The sequence below is a fragment of the Chthoniobacter sp. genome, assembly GCF_040003245.1.
In the GTDB taxonomy this organism is placed as follows: Bacteria; Verrucomicrobiota; Verrucomicrobiia; order Chthoniobacterales; family Chthoniobacteraceae; genus Chthoniobacter.
The window spans coordinates 1-18582 of the sequence record NZ_JBDUCX010000132.1 but is presented as its reverse complement, the minus strand read 5'-3'; the positions used below and the strand labels follow the sequence as shown (position 1 = coordinate 18582).

16 protein-coding genes are annotated in these 18582 nt (G+C 62.7%); 6 read left to right on the top strand and 10 right to left on the bottom strand.

Annotated elements, in window-relative coordinates; genetic code table 11:
- Positions 1–217: 217 nt before the first annotated feature.
- Entirely contained in the window at positions 218–2782 is a 2565-nt protein-coding gene (locus ABJF10_RS18120) for a PVC-type heme-binding CxxCH protein (RefSeq protein WP_348546005.1), read from the bottom strand.
- Positions 2783–2870: 88 nt separating this feature from the next.
- Between ABJF10_RS18120 and ABJF10_RS18115 the strand changes: the two genes are divergently transcribed.
- Both ABJF10_RS18115 and ABJF10_RS18110 read left to right on the top strand, forming a co-directional pair.
- Positions 2871–3611, top strand: a complete 741-nt coding sequence (locus ABJF10_RS18115) for a helix-turn-helix domain-containing protein (RefSeq protein WP_348546004.1) — start codon at positions 2871–2873, stop codon at positions 3609–3611.
- A gap of 223 nt (positions 3612–3834) precedes the next feature.
- Positions 3835–4827 carry an LLM class flavin-dependent oxidoreductase gene (locus ABJF10_RS18110; protein ID WP_348546003.1) on the top strand — a complete coding sequence of 331 codons (993 nt, stop codon included), beginning with the start codon at positions 3835–3837 and terminating at the stop codon, positions 4825–4827.
- 228 nt (positions 4828–5055) lie between these two features.
- On the opposite strand, the gene ABJF10_RS18105 is transcribed toward ABJF10_RS18110, so the two are convergent.
- From ABJF10_RS18105 to ABJF10_RS18095, 3 genes are all read right to left on the bottom strand, one after another.
- On the bottom strand, positions 5056–5457 hold the full coding sequence (locus ABJF10_RS18105) for a hypothetical protein (protein ID WP_348546002.1): 402 nt from the start codon (positions 5455–5457) through the stop codon (positions 5056–5058).
- Between the two features lie 101 nt (positions 5458–5558).
- Positions 5559–6683: a PIG-L family deacetylase gene (locus ABJF10_RS18100; RefSeq protein WP_348546001.1), complete on the bottom strand. Its 1125-nt coding sequence runs from the start codon at positions 6681–6683 to the stop codon at positions 5559–5561.
- Positions 6684–6696: 13 nt separating this feature from the next.
- A complete protein-coding gene (locus ABJF10_RS18095) occupies positions 6697–7602 on the bottom strand; it encodes a glycosyltransferase family 2 protein (RefSeq protein WP_348546000.1) in 906 nt (301 codons plus the stop codon).
- A 180-nt stretch (positions 7603–7782) separates the two neighbouring features.
- On the opposite strand from ABJF10_RS18095, the gene ABJF10_RS18090 reads away from it, so the two are divergent.
- Positions 7783–8421: a hypothetical protein gene (locus ABJF10_RS18090; protein WP_348545999.1), complete on the top strand. Its 639-nt coding sequence runs from the start codon at positions 7783–7785 to the stop codon at positions 8419–8421.
- 71 nt (positions 8422–8492) lie between these two features.
- Here ABJF10_RS18090 and ABJF10_RS18085 read toward each other — a convergent pair whose 3' ends face one another.
- From ABJF10_RS18085 to ABJF10_RS18075, 3 genes are read right to left on the bottom strand one after another with little or no spacing between them, the layout of a single operon-like run.
- Entirely contained in the window at positions 8493–10007 is a 1515-nt protein-coding gene (locus ABJF10_RS18085; protein ID WP_348545998.1) for a hypothetical protein, read from the bottom strand.
- Complete coding sequence (locus ABJF10_RS18080; protein ID WP_348545997.1) at positions 10007–11560, bottom strand: hypothetical protein; 1554 nt, start codon at positions 11558–11560, stop codon at positions 10007–10009. Before ABJF10_RS18080 ends, ABJF10_RS18085 begins: the two co-directional genes overlap by 1 nt.
- Positions 11561–11619: 59 nt before the next feature.
- On the bottom strand, positions 11620–12117 hold the full coding sequence (locus ABJF10_RS18075; protein WP_348545996.1) for a GtrA family protein: 498 nt from the start codon (positions 12115–12117) through the stop codon (positions 11620–11622).
- 75 nt (positions 12118–12192) lie between these two features.
- Between ABJF10_RS18075 and ABJF10_RS18070 the strand changes: the two genes are divergently transcribed.
- Together ABJF10_RS18070 and ABJF10_RS18065 are read left to right on the top strand one after the other, a co-directional pair.
- On the top strand, positions 12193–13773 hold the full coding sequence (locus tag ABJF10_RS18070) for a phospholipid carrier-dependent glycosyltransferase (RefSeq protein WP_348545995.1): 1581 nt from the start codon (positions 12193–12195) through the stop codon (positions 13771–13773).
- A 218-nt stretch (positions 13774–13991) separates the two neighbouring features.
- A complete protein-coding gene (locus ABJF10_RS18065; RefSeq protein ID WP_348545994.1) occupies positions 13992–15194 on the top strand; it encodes an acyltransferase in 1203 nt (400 codons plus the stop codon).
- Positions 15195–15205: 11 nt separating this feature from the next.
- Here the strand turns inward: ABJF10_RS18065 and ABJF10_RS18060 are convergent, their stop codons facing one another.
- On the bottom strand, positions 15206–16132 hold the full coding sequence (locus tag ABJF10_RS18060) for an SAM-dependent methyltransferase (protein ID WP_348545993.1): 927 nt from the start codon (positions 16130–16132) through the stop codon (positions 15206–15208).
- A gap of 5 nt (positions 16133–16137) precedes the next feature.
- Positions 16138–16794, bottom strand: a complete 657-nt coding sequence (thiE, locus tag ABJF10_RS18055) for a thiamine phosphate synthase (protein ID WP_348545992.1) — start codon at positions 16792–16794, stop codon at positions 16138–16140.
- 199 nt (positions 16795–16993) lie between these two features.
- On the opposite strand from thiE, the gene ABJF10_RS18050 reads away from it, so the two are divergent.
- Positions 16994–18067 (top strand): hypothetical protein, encoded by a 1074-nt coding sequence (locus ABJF10_RS18050; protein ID WP_348545991.1) that lies wholly within the window; start codon positions 16994–16996, stop codon positions 18065–18067.
- Positions 18068–18073: 6 nt separating this feature from the next.
- On the opposite strand, the gene ABJF10_RS18045 is transcribed toward ABJF10_RS18050, so the two are convergent.
- Positions 18074–18349, bottom strand: a complete 276-nt coding sequence (locus ABJF10_RS18045; RefSeq protein WP_348545990.1) for a hypothetical protein — start codon at positions 18347–18349, stop codon at positions 18074–18076.
- Positions 18350–18582: the final 233 nt, after the last annotated feature.

The following is an 18582-nucleotide window of genomic DNA, read 5'->3' as shown; positions in this document are numbered from 1 at the left end:
GGAAGCCGCGCCGCCGGGTTCCGTCGCATGTGGTGCGGGAACGGGGAGGGCGGTGGGACGGTCCGAGGGCAATTCCGCGAACAGGACTGGCTGCCCCCGCCGCTTTTCCGCGCACCCAAAAGTGGGAACCCGCGGCGCGGCTTCCCTACCGGGGTTTTTTCGGCGCTCGCGCTGCGGACGAGGGCGGTATAGCCAATTCGTGGACACGGGTTTGTGCTTAGTGCGCGGCGGGTGAGGGTGTGGTGATGTCCAACTCGTGGATGTTCCAGGGCGTTTTTTTGTCGCCGCTGCCGGTTTGGGTGAGTTTCACGAACTTCGCTTTCGTCGGCCCAAACGCGATCTCGGTGAGACCCGTGACGGCACCGCCGTTGTAGACCGGCTTGCTCCACGCGTGGCCGTCGGGCGAAGTCTCCACGCGCAGGTTTCGCGCGAGGAAGCTGCCGTGTTCGCTGAAATTGAGGCGCAGTCCGTTGATCGTCTCCTCGGCGGGCAATTCGATGGTCACCCACATTCCATTGGCCAGCGGCTTTTCGCTGCTCCACTTGGACTTCATGTCGCCGTCGATACAGTTGGCGAGACCGTCGGCCTTTTCACTGGTGGTGAGCTTCCACTCCTGGCGGTTCGTCAGCAGCGGCGGCGCGGTGGCGGCGATTTCCTCCTCGGTCCACGGCGTGGTGCGCGCGGCGGTTTCCTTGCGCACGCGGGCCACGTCTTTCGCTTCGATGAAGGTCGCGGTGTTGCCGAAACGGTTGCGCACGTAGCTGAGGATGTCGGCGATCCATTCGTCGCTGTTGTTCGCCATCGGGATCATTTGCCCGGGATACGTCTTGCCCTTCACCGGGCCGGTCACGCCGTGCAACAGCGCGCGGATGAGCCCGTCGCGGTGGCCGAGCACGACCTTCGCTTCGGCCAGCGGTGGCGCCAGCGTCATGCCGGGTGGCAGACCTTCGACGCTCGCGCCTTTGCCATCGAGCCCGTGGCAGGTGAAGCACAGCTCCTGGTAGACGGCTTGTCCGCGAGCCATGCTGTCCTTCTGCGAACCGTTCAGTTCCCGCGGGAATTCCGCGCCGCCAATGAGGGCCTGCGAGGCGATCTCTTTCACGCCTTTCGACGGGGTGCCGAGGGCAGCGCGATTGATGATGTTCGCCTGGTCCTTCCATTTCATCAGCTTGGCCGTGAGGCAGACCTGGATGATGACCGACGGATCGCCGTCCTTCGCCAGGGCCACGACATCGTTTTGCAACGCCGGATCGGTAAGCGATTCGCTGGCGCGGATGCCGGCGCGGCGCACTTGCGGCGAGGCATCTTTCAAGGCCGTGCGCACGAGGTCCGGGGTGAGCGCACCGAGCCCCTCCAGCGTCCAGAGGGCGTGCATGCGCGTCACCGGATTCTTGTCTTTCTGCACCATGGCGATCAGGGCGGGGACGACGCTTTGGTCCTGCTTCAAGACGAGCAGCTTTTGCGCGGTGTCGCGATACCAGCCGTTCGGGTGCGCCAGCGTGGCCACGAGTTGCGCGGAGGTGGCGGAGAGCAGCTTCGGCGCGGGCACGGGCTTCGTGGTGTCGTGCACGAGACGCCAGATCCGGCCGTGGCCGGTGACCTTATCGAGGCTGTATTGCTGGACGACCTTGCGCAGATAGCCGCCCTTGGGCACCCAGGCGCCCTCCTGGATGATGCCGCGATACATGTCGCAGATGAAAAGCGTGCCGTCGGGCGCAGTCTTCATGTCCACGGGGCGGAAACAGGCATCGGTGCTGCGCAGGAATTCACTTTGCGGATGGGGGTTGTGCAGGATGGTGAGGCCGTCGGTTACCTCGATCTGCGTGCGGCGCACGAGGCGGCCCACCGGCTCGCCGAAGAATAAGTTGCCCTTCAGTTCGGCGGGAAGCTGGTCGCCGCGATAGATTTCGCCACCGCAGGCGGCGGTGAAATGATTCAGCGTACTATCGTCGCGCGAACGCGACGGGCCGCCTTGGAAATCGCGCAGGCCCATCGCCGGCCACACCGCCTCGAAACCCGGCTCGAATTGATTGCGCGTGGCGAACTGGCCGTAGAGGAAGTGTTGCTGGAAATTCAGCGGTCCCTTCTCGCCGCCGGCGTTTACCACCCAGAATTTGCCGTCGTCATCCTGCGTGCCGCCCCACTGGCCCCCGTTGCCGGGGATGTCCTGCTTGATGAATTGGCCGTCCTTCCAGCGCAAGCGGTAGTTGTTCACCGCGGAGTAGACCCAGTTGTCGATCGTCCAGGTGAGACCGCTCGGCTGGTGCTCCAGGTTGCCGCCCCGATCGCCTCCTTGATAGACGAGCTTCTTCTCATCGCTCACGCCGTCGCCGTTGGTGTCCTTGTAGAGATAGATGTCGTTCGTGTTCGTCTCGCCGATCAGCACGCCATCCGCCAGCGGCAGGAGCAAGCGGGGCAGCGTGAGCTTGTCGGCAAAGATGCGGTGCTGGTCGTAGACGCCGTTGTTCTTGCTCGACCAGTGGACCGAGACGCGGCCGGTCGGGATGATTTCGTCCGTGCCGTCGACGTCGCGCATGTAGCTGCGCATCTCCGCCACATAGAGGCGGCCATTGCCGTCGAAAGCCATGCACACCGGCTCGGCGATGGTCGGTTCGCTGAGCACGAGCTCGAGGTGGTAGCCCTTGGGGAGCTGGAAAGTTTTTGCCTCGTCCCCGGCCGCGAGCGGCTGGACCGGCGGCTTCGCGGGAAAGTCCGTGGCGTCATCGGCGACGGCCCAGGAAAGACCCAGGGAGCATACGAGAAGGAGACGAAGAATATTCATGGCGGGGATCTGCGATTGCGCCCTTTTGATACCGCCACGGGCCAGACTTGTCTGGTGACAGCCTGCCAATTTTTGTTAAATTCCTGCCATGTCCCCCGCCCGCCTTCAGGCCGAGTTTTTCGCCCGCATGGCCGATCCACAGGCGCTGCGCGCCATCTTCGAGCATCTGCCGGGGGTGTTCTTCTTTGTGAAGGATGCCCAGGGGCGGCATATCGCGGCGAACAGCGTGACCTTCGCCCGCTTCGGCATCCAGGACGAGCGAGAGCTGATCGGCGCCATGGATGAACGGTTCTTTCCCGCGGAATGGGCCGAGGCCTTTCGCGAAGACGACCAGAAAGTGATCCGGAGCGGAAAACCCCTGATCAACCGCCTGGAAGTCTGGTACGACGAGCAGCGCAATCTCGATTGGTTCCTCACCACCAAGCTCCCCTTGCGGGACCGCAGCGGCCGCGTCATCGGCGTGATGGGCATCACGCGGCGCGACGAGGATCGCATGCGCCACCACGACGTGCGCGAAGTCACGGCCGCCGTGCAGCACGCGCGGAAGAATTGCGACCAGAACCTCACCACCGCCGAGCTGGCCCGGGCCGCGGGTGTCTCCGAGCGGCACCTGCACCGGAAGTTGCGGGCCACGCTGGGCCTCACTCCGCACGAGTTGCTGCTGCGCACCCGCATTCAGTCCGCCGCCGAGGCGCTCGTCAAAACGTCGACCCCGATCAGCGAAATCGCCATCGCCCACGGCTTCTGCGACCAGAGCGCCTTTACCCAGCAATTCCGCAAACGCACCGGCACCACCCCACGGCAATTCCGCGTGCGCAATCGCGGGTAGGCTCCCTCCTCGCGTGTCATTCTGAGCGGAGTGTACGCAGTCGAAGAACCCCGTGGCTCTACCAGCGATACTGCTGGTTGTTCGACGGGGTCCTTCGACTTCGCTCAGGACGACACGCGAGGAGGGAGCTTACTCTTAAAAAGCCGCAGAGCGGCCTCCAGACATGCCCCTTATTTTTGCGTGGCGGACAGGTAGGGCTACATTGGTCCCTCTCACCTTTGTCATGACCCACTACTCCCTGCTCGACCTCGCTCCGATCCTCCAGGGCGGATCTGCGGCTCAAACATTCCGCAACACGCTGGACCTCGCGCAGCATGCGGAGGCGTGGGGCTACCATCGCTACTGGCTGGCCGAGCATCACAATATCCCCGGCATCGCCAGCGCAGCGACCTCGGTGCTCATCGGCCATGTCGCCGGCGGCACGCAACACATGCGGGTCGGCTCGGGGGGGATCATGCTGCCTAATCACGCGCCCCTCGTGATCGCGGAACAGTTTGGCACCCTGGAGGCGCTCTACCCGGGGCGTATCGATCTCGGGCTGGGGCGCGCGCCGGGAGGCGATCAACTCACCGCTCGCGCCCTGCGCCGGGGCCTGGGCAGCAGCGGCGATACCTTTCCGGACGACGTGCGGGAGTTGCAGTCTTACTTTGCCCCGGCCTCACCGGACGCTCCGATCAAGGCGATTCCCGGCGCCGGGCTCCACGTGCCGCTCTACCTGCTCGGCTCGAGCGATTTCGGCGCCCGGCTCGCCGCTGTGCTGGGCCTGCCCTATGCTTTCGCTTCGCACTTCGCCCCCGACTTCCTGCCCGAAGCGCTGGAGATCTACCGGCGAAACTTCCAGCCCTCGGCGCAACTCGCCACACCGCACGTGATGGTCGGCGTGAACGTCTTCGCCGCCGACACGGACGCGGAGGCCGCGCGCCTCTTCACCTCCCTCCAGCAGGCCTTTCTCGGCATGGTCCGCGGCAACCGCTCCGAGTTACAGCCGCCGGTGGAGGAGATGCACTGGACTGCCGCCGAAGAGGCCTACGTCCAGCGCATGACGCGCTGCTCGGCCATCGGTGCGCCGGAAAATATCCGCGCGCAATTACGCACGATCATCGAGGCCACCGGCGCCGACGAGATCGTCGCGACGGCGCAGATTTACGATCACCCCGCCCGCCTCCGTTCCTTCGAGCTCGCGGCCGGGGTTTTCCAGGAGTTGCAGGGTCTTTAGGACAGGGCGGATTGCCCTGCGGTGGTGCATGACGCGGAGCGTCGAAAAAAACACGCCGTCATCCTGAGCTTGCGAAGGACCGCTGAAGTCGCTCAGGCATCTGACGCGGGGTATCATCACCAGCATTGAGCGATCTTTTGCCGTACTGATGAGGAAGGGCAGATATCCGAGGTCCTTCGCAAGCTCAGGATGACGTAGTCTTTGGAAGCTCCGCTCCGCCAGTCTCTTTCACCGTTTCCCCGATTTCCTCGACCCGCGTTTCTTCTTCAAAGCCGGCACCACACCCACCCTTGGATCGTGCTTTAGCGCCAGGCGAACGATCCGTTCCGCGAGGCGATCAAAACGGTCATGCGACTCGGACAGATACAGCCATTTCCCGAGAATCGGGTGCGAAACCAGTTCTGAAAATTCGGCGGTCAGAGACGGGTGATGTTCTCTGTCCGTGCACACCAGCATCCCGCACCACGGCTCCGCCTTTGTGCAGAAAACGACCACGATTTTCCCGTCCAGATAGACCGCCTTGCAGCCGAACATCGAGCGCAAGAAAAACGTGGGAATCTCTTCGAGCGGCTCCCAGAGCCATGCATGGCGATGGGGGATTCTGGCCTGGCGTATGGGTAGTTCTTTCATCGCAGCCGTCGGTCGCTCACCCGCATAAGATCCATCAGCAGCCGCTCTCTCCCGGCACCGACGGCGCGGTGCCCTCCAGGCGCTCTCTGCTTTTCGAAAACCTAATCCGCCGTGTGCGGGTGGGCAGAGGTGTGGCGATGGAAGTGCAGCTTGGGGCGGCGCGCTTCATCCACGGCGATTTCGCGCCAGCCGGCGATGTCGAAGAATAGCGGGCGCTTTTCCAGCTTCACGAAGATGCGGGTGAGCGGGATGGCATTCGTCGCCGGGAGCGAGATGGTGGCGTGGCGGCCGGTGATGCGCACCGAGGCCCAGCGGACGGGTTTGCCGGTGATGACGTCGTAAATGCGGGCCTTGGCCGATTTGCCGGGCATGGTGAGCGCCCAGCGGAGGCTGCCCTCGAGCAGGGTCTCGAGCACGACGTGCAGCTTGGCGCCCTTGAAGGTGAGGGCGGGCTTGGGCAACTTGAGGCGAAGCTGGAGCGCGCCGCGGGCGATGTCGCCGGCCGCGACGGGATGGTGCGGATGCTTGGCCTCCGGCGCCATGGCGAGATGGAACTCCTCGGTATCCTTGGCGTGGGCCAGGAAGCGGCGGCGAGAGAGCATCTGTGTCTCGTGCTGCTGGATGGCCTCGGCCTTGAGCGCCTTTTCGCGCGGGTTAAGCCGCAGGATGCGCAGGTCACGGTGCAGGCGGGCCTTGGGGTAATGGACGAGATAGCTCAGCGTCGGCTTGGTGTCGTAGCCGCGGGCGTGCAGGCGATCGAGGGCGAGCTGGAGCAGGACGAAGAAGGCGCTGTGGTCCGGGTGCGTGTCTTCCGCCGCCGGGGTGAAAATCTGGGTCGGCTTCCACTCGCGGATGAACTCGACGATGCTGCTCAGCGCCACTTCGTCGGCGGTCATGAGCAAATTGGTCACGCCCTGGTCGGGCCAGGCGATGAAGTGCACTTCGGCCGAACCGCCGGCGCCGAGCATATCGAGCGCGGTGCGGGCTTCGCCCTGCCGGCGCATGCCCCAGCGGCGGCGCGCCTTGGCATCGAGGAAAAGGGAGCGCTCCATGACGCGCTGCGGCCACGGATTGCGGTCGCCGTTCGTCAGAAAAACCACGCAAAGCTGGGCGCCGAGAGCGGCCGCTTTCTGGATCAGGCCCCCGCCGGCCAGGGTCTCGTCGTCCGGATGCGGTGCAAAATAAAGCAGGCGATCGGAGGAGTGAAGACGGAGGGTGTTCGGCATGTCGGGGAAAAAGCTACAACTTCATGCGGTGATCGATCAAGTCCGCAAGTAGCCCAATAAAAAGCATTTGTACACCGGTCATGGCGAGCACAATTCCGAAAAGGCCGAGGTAACCCTGATGGTGGTAGTCGAAACCGGCCTTGATCGCGCCGAGCAGGATCAGGGTCAGCGCCGGGGGCACGAAGACGTTGAGCGGCTTGAAATAGGCGCAGATCCGAATGATGAGAATGGTGAAGTTTGTAAAGTCCCGGAGGGGCTTGATCGAGGACTTACCGACCCGCCGATGGTAATTTATGGGAATAAATTTTACCGAGTAGTGGTTCGTCATCATCGCCAGCGTAATCGTGGTGGTGAACGAAAAGCCCTCCGGATAGAGCTGGATGAAGCGCATCGCCACTTCCTTGCTGAAGATGCGGAAACCGGAGTTGAGATCGGGGATCTTGCGACCGCTGAGGTACTCGGCGAGGCGGGTGATGATCCACTTGCCGGGCTTGCGCAGCGGCGGAACCTTCACGATCGCCCCGGTGCGGGCGCCGACGACCATGGCGTAGTTCTGCGCCTCGGCGAGGAGCTTGGGGATATCCTCCAGCGGGTAGGTGCCGTCGGCGTCGGCGATGAGGATGTACTCGTGCCGGGCGTTGCGGAGGCCGTTTTTCAGACCCGCGCCGTAGCCCAGGTTGGTCTCGTGCTCGAGGAGCGTGACGGGCAGCCCACGGGCGATCTCCCCGGTGCGGTCGCTGGAGCCGTCGTTGATGACGATGATCTCCAGCGCGCGAACGTAGGGCTCGAACTTGCGAATGGCCTCCACGGTGCCGGTGATGGATTCCTCCTCGTTGAAGGCGGGAATCAGCACGGTCACGGCAATATCTGTCGTGGGGATCGTGGCGGCAGGAGTGGTGGGGCTGAGCGTCGTGGACAAATCGGAGGGTCGAGGTTCGGAGGTAGGAAAGCGGGAAGGGGTTGGTGGTAGGCCAAGCGGGGGCGGAGGTCAAGCCGTGGCGCCGGAGCCTCTCCGCGAGGGACCGAAAAATTACTTGGGAGCCGGATTGACACCCCACCGCCAAAGTGATCTTCTGCCGTCGGCTTAACTAATTGGATTATGAAAGCACTACTCTTGCTTGCAGCGGGCACCTTGAGCACCGCCTTGGCCTGGCCCGTTCTCAAAAAGGCGGCGTCCTCCGACAATCCCCCGGCTCAGGCCATCGTCAATAATCTCAAGAGCCTGATGATGGTGAACAAGGGGGACGATCAGAACCAGGACGCTGCGAACAAAATCGCCGCCGCCGCGGTGCAGTCATCGATGCCTGAGGAGAACTTGCGCCGCAACCTTGGCGAGCCGGTGCGAATTTTCCGGAACGAAAGCGCCCAGACAGTGTACTACTACCCCACGGTCTACATCGTCATCAGCAATGGGCGTTGCATCAGGTCGATCCCCGCCATGATAAACGGAGTGGATCAATCGAGCCTCGCCATCGTCGGCTCGAAAGCGATCCGGACACTCCCAGTGGGCGACGGAACACATGTCCTCGTCCAGACGACCGATTTGCAGCCAACCGCCATCGCCACGCCCGTTCCTACAGCCGCGGCGAACGCTTTTCTTCAACGGTCCGGCTCTACAAGTTTCAGCACGGCCGCGGCGCTCTCACATAGCACGAGTGGCAGCGCGCGGGTGTGGAATTCCGCGCCGCGGGCCAGCGTGTCGTATAGCACCCAGTCGAATTCGAAGTGGCAGCATTGAGCAGGTAGGCCCAGCGAGGGCCGAGGCGGATCGCGGTAGCTTTGCCGATACGGTCCTATAGGACGTAAGACCTATGCTCCACTGGCCGTCTCACGCGGTGCGCGCACGGCCAGTTTCCAAAGCAGAACAAGGACCCCAGACAGGGACCAAAACATGACCGGCACCAGCGGCATGAGATAGCGCTCGATAGGCCGGCCGACGGTCGAGAGGAGCACCATGTTGAAGAACCACACGGCGGCGCAGCCGAGGAAGAATTCGCGCTCCCGGCCGCGCGTGAAGAAGCACATCAGGCAGATGGCGATGGTGGTTTCCAGCACGGGGTAAAACTGGAAGAGCATCGCGCGACTGAGCAAGCGATGGAAGAGGCGGAAGTTTTCCTGGTCCTCGTGCGCTTCGAGCGCGGCCAGGTTCTTGTCGTATTCCATGGTCGGGTGCACCTGCTGCTGGTCGTCGCGATGGTGCATTTCCGCAATGGCGTCGCCGATTTGCTCCGGGCTCGGGAATTCGTTCTTCACCCCATCGTGAATGTGCAGCTTATAGATATCGCCGCGCACCTGTTGCCAAAAGGCCGCCGGTTGATTTTGGATGGCCTCGAAGGCGAGACGGCGGCAGAGGCGATCCAGTTCGACGGCGGATTTGCCCTGCGCCTGCAACTCGCGCCAGAGGTGTGGAACGATGGTGCGCTTGATGACGATGTTGTTGTCCAGCTTCGGCCGCGCGCGATAATCCTCCACCTCGGCGCGAATCTTTTCCTTGAGCTCGGGCTCGATGCCGCCGTCGAGTTTGGTCCATTGGGCGGTGCGGCCGTAAAAGAGAATGCCGGCCTGCGGCTCCGGCGGATTGACGCGGCGGGCGAAGGCGTTGTGCACCTTGAGGGCGGCGAAGGGCAGGAGGAACGCGATGACGATCACAGCCACGCGAGTGATTTTCGCCCGGGTCGCATGCCCTTCGAGAAACAGGACCCCGCCAGCGAGCGCCAAGGGAAAGGGCACGAAGACATTCTTCGTCATGGTGAGCACGCCGGCGCTCAAGGCCGCGGCAAAAAGCCACGCCTTGGAATTCCACTTCAAGGCCAGCCACCACGAGCAAAAGGCGAGGGAAGAGAGGATGAAAATGACAGACTCATTGCGGATGAGCTGCCCAAGATGCAACGGCAGCCCGTAAGCCGCCAGACACACGCCACAGAGGAAGAGCGGCACGACGGCCGCCCGGCCCCACCAAACACGGGCCGTCGCGACGATGCCGAGAATGGACAGGCCGCCGAGCGCGTGCTGGAGCCACACCACACCGCTCAACGCGCCAAAGAGCCGGAGCGCCGCCGCAATGAGCAGCGTGTAAACCGGTCCGCGCCGCCCGTCGAAAATCATGTGCCCCGTATCCAGCCACTGGAAGGCGGCATAGGTATACGAACCGGCATCGCGCGACCACATGTAGGCCGGCAGCAAGTGCCAGAGGTAGACCCGGATGCCGACGATGACCGCCGCCAGCAACAGCCAAAGGACGGCTTCGAACGCCCGCGGCGGCTCGCGCAGGAAAGCGGCGAACTTCGAGGGAGGACGGGGTGGAGTTTCTGCGGGATCGGACATCAGGAAGCCGAGGCGGCGTTGGGAGGCGACGACGCGGGCGCCTCAAGAGCGGGCGCCGGACTTCGCCAGACAAGCCCGAGCACCCAATCCAGTCCCAAGGCGACGAAGATGATGCCGACCCATTCGATGGGCTGGAGATAGCGCACCACGGAATCGCCAATGCCAAAGATGATGGCGAGGTAGAGACCGAGCGGCAGCCAGAGCAGCGAAGTCTCCCGCCACCGCGAGGGCCGCAGACAGGTGAGAAAGCCAAAGAGGGCGAGCACCCCGAACCAGGCCGGGTGCAACGTCCGCGTGCCCGCACGGACCGTATGCATCCAGGCAAAAGCGCGGGTGAAACCGTAGACGTATGGCTCATACCATTCGACTTGGGCGCGGCGCTGCCCGGCCAGTGCGAGATAAGCATCCTGGTCCATCTCGTAGAGGAGTTTCATTTCATCCGGATGGCGCGTCCAGCGGTCCTCATTGTCCTCGAGTTGGCTCTTCCAAAAGCCGCGCGGAGCCATGCGCCAGCCGGATTCATCGTCACTGAAGACCATGCCGATCTTTTGCAAGACCATGCGCACGTAGGTCAACGGCGCGTGCTCGATGGCATCGACAGCCAGGTCTTTGCACACTTGGAGGAATTTCTTTCGATCGGCCACCAATGCCTGCCACTCCGGGCCGAGGGTCGCTTTATCCTTCGACTCGTTAAGCATTTTTTTGTAGCGGTCCTGATGCCACGGATACTGCGAGATATCCACCCGCGCCTCCTCGATGCGCGGACGCAGGATTTGGCGATACTCCGGCCATTTGCCCTGCTCGGTATTGACCAGCGGAAGGGCGGAGCTGAGCAAAAGCCATGGCCCTTGCCGGGAACTACCGGTATTCAGAATGATGACTACCGAGAGAGCCAGCGCCGCCCAGCAGGCCTTGCTCCAGCGCCACGGAAATCCCGCGAGCAGGACGCCGGACAGCATGAGCCCGAGCCAGATGGGACGTCCGTGCGGCTTGACCGCGATGATCAAGGCCGCGGCCATCAGGAACCAAAAGAGCCGCTTCGGATCGCGCAGGCGCTGCACCGGAAAGGCCAGGGCGACCGCCAGGATAATGCTCGCGAGCAGGACCGGCTCGGCGACGATCTCGTGCTCGTACCAGATCATGCGCGGCCAGAGCGCGGCCAGGATCGTCACAAACGGCACCCAGATCAGGGGGCGCCCGGTGAGATTCAGTGTGATCCAGCCCATGCCGAGGACAGTGACAAGCAGGCCGAAGGTGTGCTGGATGACCGCGATCGTCGCGATGTTGCGCCCCGGCAGGATCGGCGTCGGGATGAGCAGCAACGGATACACCCAGCGCCGTTTCGGTCCCATGTCCCACTTGTGCTTGAGCCACAGCGCCGAGGTGGTGTCGAAGTAGGAATTGCTGTCCGGGCCGTAGTAGCCTTCCGGAAGGGCGGTCAGCAGGGAAAGCCGAAGGATCGCGCCGAGCACCAGCGCCGGGAGGCACAGCAACACGCAACGCCGCCACGCGGAAGGTGGACGCGAAGTGGGAGCCACGGAGGGGTCGGGCATAGAGGGGCTGAGTGAAGCGGATGACGGAGAAGAATCAAGCGGGGAGCGAGACGCTCTCGTCACGAAGCCTGGCCTGCTTCCACAGGCTCGGGCACAGAGGGCTGCTGGGGATAGACCCAGTAGTGGTAGAGCCCGAACTTAAAGAACGCGATGAACACCTGAACGGTGGCGATGATACCCTCCTTCCAGAAGCCGATCAATTTTGCATGCACCAAAGGCGACCAGTCGAAGGCCCCGGCGACGACCTCCGGGCACTGCGGGAAGAGCCTCAGCAGCAGCAGAACGAGCACGTAGTTGAGCCCGTTGGCAACGCTGAGACACACCGCCTGCCGCCACGCGGCATCGGTCCAGTGCCGGTCGGACTTGAAGCCGACAACGTAGTTCCAGAGGAACAACAGCACGTTGATGATCGCCAGGCTCAGCGCGTAAGCGACCGAATCCCGCCAGCCAAACCCATGCGAAAAGAGGCGAAACAGCCCCGCATTGACCCAGATGCTCAAGACCCCGCCGACGAGAAACCAAAACAGACGTGCAAAAAAGGACTTCGAGAATTTCAATGGAATGGTGCTCTATCGTGAAAAGCGAGCGGCGCGCAAGCGTTCCCTCATCGCGCCGCTGATCTGACCCTATTCGTGACCAATCCCCTTCCCTCTCCCGCCATCCCCGACGCGCCGCGCGCAACCCCTTGGGTATGGCTCATGGTCGTCGTGCTCTTTGCGCTCACGCTCGCACTGCACACCCGCCACAATAATTTTCCCTTCACCTACCATCCCGACGAGGGCGGCAAGGTCGTGCAGGTGCTCGTGGGCAGCCGCAATTTTCACCACCCGCTGCTGCTCCTCCAGGCCACCGCCTGCGTCACGCGCCTCGCCTTCATCCCTCACGAGCCCCAGGCCACAGTGGAGACGGGTCGCTGGGTCTCGGCGGCGTTTGCCGCGGGAAGCGTGACCGCGTTCTCGCTGCTCGCGTGGTGGAATTACGGGCTGCTGATCGGGTGGGGCGCCGGGCTGGCGGTCGCGTTGCAGGAAGACCTGTTCGAGATGTCGCACTACATGAAGGAGGATCCGGCGCTGCTCTTCGGGTTGGCGCTGGCCCTCTTCGCCGCGCACATCTGGTGGCGGCGTCCGGGGCGGCGCTCGCTGCGCTTCCTGGCCATCGCCTGCGGGCTGGCGGCGGCGGGAAAATATCTCGGCATCGTCACGCTTTTCTTCGCCGTGCCGATCGTCATCTGGCACCACGCCGCCGATGCCTTCCTGCCCTCGAAGGCGCGCTTGAAATCGTTCGCCATCGTCTTCGTCGTCACCTTTCTCCTCTGTAATTTCCCGCTCTTCGGCTGGAAGATCTCCAGTCCCTTCCGCAGCATTCGCAACGAAATGGATGGTGTGGCCGGCGGCCATCAGGGCCTCACCCGCAAAGTGCCGCACGCCGAATACCTGATGTCGCTGAAAAGCAAGGTGCCGCCCGTGCAGTCCGCGCTCGTCGCCGTCTACGCCGTCGCCCTGCTGGCTACCGCACGGCGGCGCACCCCGCCAGAGTGGATCACCCTGCTCTTTCCCCTCGCCTACCTTGCGATGATTTCCTGTTCGCCGAAAATCGCCGAGCGCTACCTGCTGCCGGTCAGCGCCATGGTGCCACTGCTGGCCGCGCTCGGCGCCGGCGAGATCGGCCGCGTGCTTGGTTCACCGAATATCCCCGTGCGCACGGCTATCGGCCATGCCGTCGCGGCCGGCTTGCTCGCCTGGACGGCCTACGCCGAATGGCCCACCTTTCACCGCTCCTGGGATGGCTTCCAGCACGACGACCCCACCGCCGTCGCCACGTGGATCAAGACCAACCTGCCCACCACCGCGATCATCGCCGAGGACCACCGCGTCAATCTCTCCGCCACCAAATCCGACGGCCTGAGCAGCGCCGCGCGCGTCCCGCAAAAAGTCCTCGATGCCAGCTTCGCCCCCGACCTCGGCACGATCGACGAGCTCCGCGCCAAGGGCGTGGAATACGTCGCCGTCTGCAAACAAAACTACGGCCGCTATTTCAACGAGGACAAGAAACCGCAAGCCGGCGTCAAATCCGGCTACGACAAACGCCGCGACTTCTACACCCGCGTCTTCGAGGAAGGCGAATTGCTCCAGGAGTGGCCCAAGGGCCCGATCGCCTATCTCCAGCCCGGCATCAAACTCTACCGCATCGCACCGGTAAAACCGCAACCTTGAGCGGCCTGAAAATGAAAGCCGTCACGAATCCCAAAACCGTTCGATGCCACTGGTTTCGGTCCTGTCGACCAGCAGTTCTGGCGCTAAGTTTACTGATTACCTGGATCAAGACGGCATATAGCCTTCGTCCCGGATGCTCCTTGGTCATCGTGACTAATCAAACGATGCGGCCAGCGACATCCATCGAGTCTCGTCTCTTCAACGGTTCATAATCCACCGTGGAGCGATCTCACAAGCTGGCGCCATTTGAAGGACTTCGCGGGATCGCCGCCTTTATCGTCGTCATCTGGCACCTTCATTTGGCCTTCTGGATCACTTCGTACCCGGACATTGCTCAGCATCTTTCGTCACTGCCGCATTTTTTGCCCTGGCCGCTCCTGATCGGCATCAAGGGTCTCTCCAATGGCATTTTTGCCGTTTGGCTGTTTTGGATCATGTCGGCGTTTGTCTTATCGCTGCAATTCTTTCTCCGGGCACACGAGGGAACCCCCACGAGAGCTCATGACTACCTCGAGGATGCGTTCTTGCGTCGTTATCCACGCTTGCTCATACCGGTCCTTGCCTCGGTCGCCTTCGCCTATGTGCTGCACGCGTCGCACCTGATGCGCAATGTCCCCGCGGCACAAGCCTTGGGGGAGCCGTATGCGTCCGGTTGGCTGGGCAGTTGGTATACCTTTCCCGCGAGTCTCTCCGGCGCTTTGAAGTCGGCCGCCTGGCAAAGCTTTTTTGCCTATGATGGCTCGTCCACTTACAACAATGTTTTGTGGACCATGGAGAAGGAGTTTTACGGCTCTCTTTTCTTATTCGCCTTCCTGGGTGTCCTCGGGCATCGCCGCAGCCGCCTTTGGCTCTACCCGCTAATCGCGCTGGCTTGTCGCGAGCTGGATATGGATTGGCTCAACGCGTTTGTCGCCGGAATCGCGCTCTGCGATCTATTCGTCAATCGCCACAAACTATCCCACCTCCATCGCCCCTGGCAGCAGCCGCTCCATCGACTCCTCCTGAGCGGTTACACAACCGCGGCGTTCTGGATATTCCTGATTTTAGGTGCGGGGATGCCAGATTACCGAGGCGTTTTCCACCTTCTATTGGGCGTCGCCGCGATCGCGTTCACTCTTCTTTCCAAAGGCACACAACAGTTTCTTTCCAGCGCCATTCCGTTGTTTTTGGGCCGGATCTCGTTCGGACTCTATCTGATCCATATCCCCATTATTTGCAGCTTTTCGTGCTGGGCCTATCTCGCCGGTGTTGCGCGCATGGGGCACGTGGGCGCGGCACTCCTTAGCTCCGCCGCCACCTGTATAGTGTCGATCGGCTGCGGCTATTTACTTTATATTTTTGCCGATCGGCCGGGGATTCGGATTTCCCGTTATTTGTCGTCGCTGATCATGCGCCAATCTGAAGCGCCCGTCAGGCGTTGAAGCGACGACTCTCAGCGGGAGCTTTCTCTCCTCTTGCCTGACCCGAGCGACTGTTCGTTAGCGACCAGATCCAGCGGTTCAAAAAGAACATATCCCATATATCTTTTCGTGACGGCGCGGCGCTCGGCGGACATGAACAGGCTCGCGATGCTGTACCACAGCAGCATCGGCCAAGGCAGAGGAACCGGGCGGCGGAGTCGATCGGCTTCTTCCGGAATGTAGCGGACCACTTTCGGTTGCCAGCCCAGCTCGCGAAAGAATCCAAAGAAGTCGTCGGGCTCGAACCGAAACGGTGCTTTCTTCATCGCCTGGGTCATCCCCTGGCGCCGTCGGAAGCGATAGGATTCCCGGGAAAAGTAATCGGCAATCCGGTAACAGAAGGCGGAATTGGATTTCAAATCCCGGGCGAGAGCTGCCACCTCCTCCGGCTTCAGGTAGGGGATCACCCCTTCGGTGAGGACCAGGGTCTTCTGCGAATGGGCCGAGACCTCGGACAGGAACTTCTCGCGCTGCGCGGCGTCGGCCAGGTCGAGTTTGACCCGCACCAGCCGGCAGCGGGGTGCTTCCCCAGCCAGCTTGCTCTCTTTCAGGTCGATCACGTCGGGGAAGTCGACTTCGACCCAGCGCAGCGAGGCTGGCAAATCCATTCGATAAGGCCGCGTATCCAGGCCCGTGCCGAGATTCAAAATTGTATCCACCCCTTCCGCGATCGCCGCCTGAATGAACTGGTCAATGATATAAGTCCGAATCACCACCGACCACCCGACCAGCAATGCCCACCGAGGAAGATTTTCGACGATTTTCCGGCCCCGCTCACCAACCAGACGGGCGGCGAGTGGATCGCGAAATAAAGGATCGGGGCGTTCGCTCTCCAGCGCGCGATAGGCAGCGACCATGAACGCCGTGTCCGAAACATGCTGGATGGGAGACTCACTCATCGCCTTCAACGGGGACCGCGGATCAGGCGTTCCTTCGCGGCGCGGGCATACGCGGCGATGTCGGGGGCTCGCAACAGGCCCGAGACGATGACGACGCGGCGCGCGCCGGCCGCAATGATGGTATCGAGGTTCTCCAGTTTGATGCCGCCGATGCAAAAGATCGGGATGCGCACGGCGGCGTGGACGCGGGCGATGTCCTCCAGGCCGATGGCGGGACGGCCGGGCTTGGTGGGCGTGGCAAAGAGCGGGCCGAAGCCGATGTAATCGGCGCCATCCTTCTCGGCGGCGACGGCTTGCTCGAAGCTGTGGGTGGATTTGCCGATGATCGGGAGTGGCACCTCGCCGGCGAGCGCGCGGCCCGCCCGCCAGCGGGCGTCAGCGACGGAAAAGTCGTCCTGGCCCACGTGGGCGCCCTGCGCGCCCATGGAGGGGACGAGTTGCGGATAATCGTTGATGATCAACGGGACACCGGCGCTTTCCGTGAGTGGGATGATCCGGGCGCAAAGGGATTCGATTTCCGTTTCATCCTGCCCCTTGGCGCGCAATTGCAGGACATCGACACCGCCCGCAAGCATCTGCTCAGCGACACGCTCCAGATCGGCCGCCGGCGTGTAGCCGAGGTCGAGGATTCCGTAGAGCAGCGCGTCGGAGAGGGATTTCATTGCGGGGAATCGATCATGCCGCGTCGGGGGCAGGCAATGGGGAAATGGGGCTCATTGAACCGCCGAGACGCCGAGGCGCGGAGAGAAGAAGTAAGAATCTGCCGCCCTTGCCTCCCCTCAGCGCCTCCGCGTCTCGGCGGTTCCCTCTGCGATTCCCGCTCGCGAAGCACCAAACCTAGGCTATTTTTCCGGCCGCTGCATGAAAATCCGTCCCCTTTTGATGGCCGCATGGCTGCTGGCCCTCGCCATTTCTCCCGTTGGCGCCGCCGAGAGCTACTCCTTTGCCCAGGGATCGCGCGGCTTCCTGATCCGCGATTACAACGAAAAGCTCCTGGCCTGCTTGCGCGCCAGCTCTCCCGAGCGCGTCCGAGTGCCGAAGGCCATGGATGAATTCAACGCGGACACCGCGGAGAATACGCGCCTGCTCCAGGCGAACCTCAGTGGGCCGCATTCCGCACCGGGTCGCGCGGGACCGGCGGAGTTCGCAGCGATCGGGCTCGCGTGGCCGGAAGACTTTCTGCGCTGCACGAATCTGATCGATTGCTGGGAGGGCACGTTGAACAAGCTCGAAGGCTCCTCAGAAAGCGAGGACACCTTTCCCAACGTGACGTTTGGCATCGTGGGCTTCACGTCAGAGGACGGGAGCCTGCAGGAGTTTCTCCAGCAGGCCAATGCGGCGGCCAACGGGGCGGTCTTTCAACTGGCTCGCGACCGTCTTTCCGCCCGGGACGCGGCCAAATTCATCGAACTCGTCGAAAGCTATCGGCCGAAGAACACGAAGAAGAACCACGAGGACTTCGTGAAATTCGTGATTCGCAATCCGCACGCCGACCCGGATGAGCAGCAGCCGCGACCCGAAATCGCGCAACTCTTTGCGGCCTTCGATTCCATCCCGCAGTTCCGGAACATCCAGCTCGCGGCGACGCGCAAAAAGAGCTGGGACGAGGAACTACCGGAACTCCGGGAGCAAATCTTCGGCAGCGCCCAGCACCGTTCGCTGCGCATGGATCTCTTTTGTTTCGACATGACGGTGCTCACGAACGGCCCCGGAAAAAAGGCCCTGCGCAAGCTGGAAAAGATGCCTTGGCGGGAGGAGACCGCGCGCATGAAGCAGGTCTCCGCCGCGATGAAAGGGTCCTCCGAATACAAGGACGACGAGGAAAAGCGCGCGGACGTCCTCGAGCGCGAACGGTGCATCATCGACGGCTACGGCGAAGTGCACGACGACGACTACGATCTGCGGGCGTTTGCCTTGGTGCCGGTCAAGGAGTGAGGGGTTCTACCGCGATTCCTCCAACCGCATCCGGCGCTCGATTTCCTTGATGGTGGCGCCGTCGACGAGCACGCCATCGATCTCGGCGACGGACATGGGGATGCTGCCGCCCATCTTGCCGACGCGGGCCGGATCCTCGGTCAACTTACGGGAATTGGCCTCCTTGCCCATGTCGCGGATCTGGAAGGCAATGCCGCGCTTTTTTAGTTCGGCCTCGAGCCGGACGCAGGCCGGAAGCGCCTTGGAGGAGTAGATGATCAGCCCGTGGGTATCCGCGGGCACCACCAGTGTGCGTGCCGTTCCTTCAAGTCCGCCAGTGGTCGACGACGTAGCCCAGCATGCAGATCGCAACGATGACGATCAGCGGTTTCATGACTCGGGGAGATAAAGCTTTTCTCGCGCCGACTTAGAATTGAGACCCCGCCACCGAGCTACGGAAAGCCACTGTCGCTGTGCGGTTTGCAGAAAGCTTGGCGAGGTTCGTGTTCAGGAATTTCGCAGAATTGGCAGCGGCG